Origin of the sequence: Rhodococcus sp. R1101 (assembly GCF_000278445.1) — a bacterium.
GTDB lineage: Bacteria > Actinomycetota > Actinomycetes > Mycobacteriales > Mycobacteriaceae > Rhodococcus > Rhodococcus gordoniae.
Window position 1 is genome coordinate 1 of record NZ_AJVB01000430.1, and the last position, 3,321, is coordinate 3,321.

Sequence of the window (3,321 nt, forward strand, 5' to 3'; positions counted from 1 at the left end):
ACCCTCCGAGACGACCCGGCCGACGCCGAGGTCGCCAGCCACAAGTTGCTGGTCCGAGCCGGATACGTGCGACGTATCGCACCCGGTGTGTATTCGTGGCTGCCGTTGGGGCTGCGGGTGCTGCGACAGGTCGAGCGGGTCGTGCGCGAGGAGATGAATTCCATCGGTGCGCAGGAGATCGTCCTGCCGGCGCTGCTGCCGCGCGAGCACTACGAGACCACCAACCGCTGGACGGAATACGGCGACAGTCTGTTCCGGCTGCAGGACCGCAAGGGCGGCGATTACCTTCTCGGGCCCACCCACGAGGAGATGTTCGCGCTCACCGTCAAGGGTGAATACAACTCGTACAAGGACTTCCCCGTCACGCTGTACCAGATCCAGACGAAATACCGCGACGAGGAACGGCCCCGCGCCGGCATCCTGCGTGGCCGCGAGTTCGTCATGAAGGATTCGTACAGCTTCGACCTCACCGACGAAGGGCTCGCCGAGTCCTACCGGGCGCACCGCGACGCCTACGAACGCATCTTCACGCGCCTCGGGGTCGAGTACGTGATCGTCTCGGCCACCTCCGGCGCGATGGGCGGCAGTGCCTCCGAAGAGTTCCTCGCCGATTCGCCGGCAGGTGAGGACACCTACGTGCGATGCCTCGAATCCGGTTATGCCGCGAACGTCGAAGCGGTGAAGACCCTCGCGCCCGAACCGCTGCCGATCGACGGACAGCCCGAGGCGGTCGTGCACGACACCCCCGACACCCCGACGATCGCCTCGCTCGTCGCTTCGGCGTCGGAGGTCCTCGGTCGTGAGGTCACCGCGGCCGAGACGCTCAAGAACGTCATGGTCAAGGTCCGGCAGCCCGGTGGCGACTGGGAACTGCTCGGCATCGGCATCCCCGGCGACCGCGAGGTCGACGACAAGCGCCTCGAGGCCTCGCTCGAACCCGCCGAGGTGGAGTTGCTCACCGACGCCGACTTCGAGGCCAATCCCTTCCTCGTGAAGGGCTACATCGGCCCGAAGGCGCTGCTCGCCAACGGTGTCCGCTATCTCGTCGACCCGCGGGTGGTGGACGGCACCAGCTGGATCACCGGTGCCGACGAGCAGGGCAAGCACGTATTCGGGCTGGTCGCGGGTCGCGACTTCACGCCGGACGGAACGATCGAGGCCGCCGAGGTGCGCGACGGCGATCCGTCGCCCGACGGAGCCGGTGCACTCGTCTCCGCTCGCGGAATCGAGATCGGCCACGTCTTCCAGCTCGGCCGCAAGTACACCGATGCCTTCGCGGTGGACGTGCTCGGGGAGAACGGCAAGCCGGTGCGCCCCACGATGGGCTCCTACGGCGTCGGGGTCTCCCGCCTCGTCGCGGTGATCGCCGAGCAGCAGCACGACGAGAAGGGCCTGCGGTGGCCGACGGAGATCGCCCCGTTCGACGTGCACCTGGTGATCGCGAACAAGGACGAGCAGGCGCGCGAGGGGGCAGAGAATCTCGCCGAGGAACTGTCCAACGCGGGGGTGGAGGTCCTGCTCGACGACCGTAAGGCGTCGCCGGGCGTCAAGTTCAAGGATTCCGAACTCCTGGGCATGCCGCTGGTCGTCGTGGTCGGGCGTGGATTCGCCGACGGCACGGTCGAGGTTCGCGACCGCTTCTCCGGTGTCGCCGACGAGGTGCCGATCGGGGAGGTCGTCCAGCGCATCCTCTCTCGCTGACCCCTGTCTCTCGCTGACCCCTGTCTCTCGCTGAACCCTGTCTGCCGGTGCCCTCGCACTCTCTGTGCGGGGGCATCGCTGCATCTGCGCGAAGGCGGCAATACCGGCACTGCATAGGTAATGCTAACCTCATTCCGTTCTTGTGGTCTGTCACGACAGAAACGGATGGTGGATATGAGATCGACGGTGCGGCGGGAGATGCGGCAGCGGGGCGTGGCGTCGTCGTCCCGGTGGGTCGCCGCGGGACTCATCGGTGCCCTCGCCTTCACGGCCGGATGCTCGAGCCGCGACACCCAGGAGGCCGGCGCATCGACCACGGGTGACACCGTCACGATCGTCGACCAGCGAGGCGAGACGATCACCCTCGACGGTCCGGCCGAGAAGGTGGCCTTCACCGTCATGCCCGCCCCCTCGATCTTCGCGGCGGTCGACCGGAGCTACGACCGCATCGTCGGCATCAACCAGTCCACACTCGTCGCGAACCAGGGCGGCATGTTCGCAACCATGTTCCCGGCGTCGGCCGAGTCGACCACCGTGGCCGGAAGCGACTTCGTGCCCAATGTCGAGACGCTGCTCGAACTCGACCCCGACGTCGTCGTCCAGTGGGGCGATCGTGGTCCCGACGTCGTCGAGCCCATCGAATCCGTCGGTTTCCCCGTGGTGGGACTCGAGTACGGCACGCAGGAGGACCTGGAAGCATGGATCACACTGTTCGCCCAGATCGCGGGCAAGCCCGAGCGCGGTGAGGAACTCGTCGCCTGGCAGCGCGCCGAGATCGAGGAGATGCGCGAGAAGGTCGCCGGACAGGACGCCCCGCGACCGCGCGCGATGATCCTCTCGCGCAACGGCGACGCCTACAGCACGACGAGCGCCACCGGATACGACGGTTTCCAGTTCGACCTCGTCGGGGCCGATCTCGTCACCGAAGGATTCGTCTCGGATTCCGGCCAGGTCAGTCCCGAGCAGATCCTCGCCTGGGACCCCGAGGTCATCATGCTCAGCGGCTTCGACCAGAGCACCCCTGCCGATATCTACGCCGACCCGCGTCTCGCCGGTGTGAGCGCGGTGCAGAACGGCCGCGTCTACAAGACCCCGCTCGGGGGTTACCGCTGGCAGGTCCCGAGCGCCGAATCGCCCCTGATGTGGGAGTGGATGTTCCGCATCCTCTATCCGCAGGAGCAGACCGGTGAGTTCCGCGACGACATCCGCGCGGCCTTCGACGACCTGTTCGCCTACGAGATCTCCGAGGACGAGATCGACCAGGTGCTGCGCTTCGACCTGAACCGGGACGCCGCGAGCTATGACCAGTTCGCACGTTGACTCGGCAGCGCCCTCTTCCCCTGGGGCGCCGATCCCGGCACCCCGGCCGGTGAAGTGGGGCCGTAATCCGCTGATGATCGTGGGCTTCACCGCCCTGCTCGTGGTGGTCGCCCTCGTCGCCCTCGCGGTGGGACGCTATTTCGTTCCTCCGAACGAGATCGTCCGACTGCTCGCAGGCCAGATCCTTCCGCTCCGCGAGACCTGGACGCAGCAGGAGAGCACGGTCGTCCTCGACGTCCGGCTGCCTCGCGTGCTGCTGTCCATTCTGATCGGTGCCGGATTGGCGCTCACCGGCGCCGT

At 67.2% G+C, this 3,321-nt stretch carries 3 protein-coding genes; all 3 read left to right on the forward strand.

Features of this window, described 5'->3' with window-relative positions; translation table 11 throughout:
- The coding region (locus tag R1101_RS0119250; protein ID WP_016934959.1) for a proline--tRNA ligase at positions 1–1,701 on the forward strand (1,701 nt) is incomplete at its 5' end.
- 174 nt (positions 1,702–1,875) lie between these two features.
- A complete protein-coding gene (locus tag R1101_RS0119255) occupies positions 1,876–3,021 on the forward strand; it encodes an ABC transporter substrate-binding protein (protein ID WP_129976607.1) in 1,146 nt (381 codons plus the stop codon).
- 49 nt (positions 3,022–3,070) lie between these two features.
- Positions 3,071–3,321: iron chelate uptake ABC transporter family permease subunit (locus R1101_RS0119260; protein ID WP_026003474.1), on the forward strand; the 251-nt coding region annotated here is incomplete at its 3' end.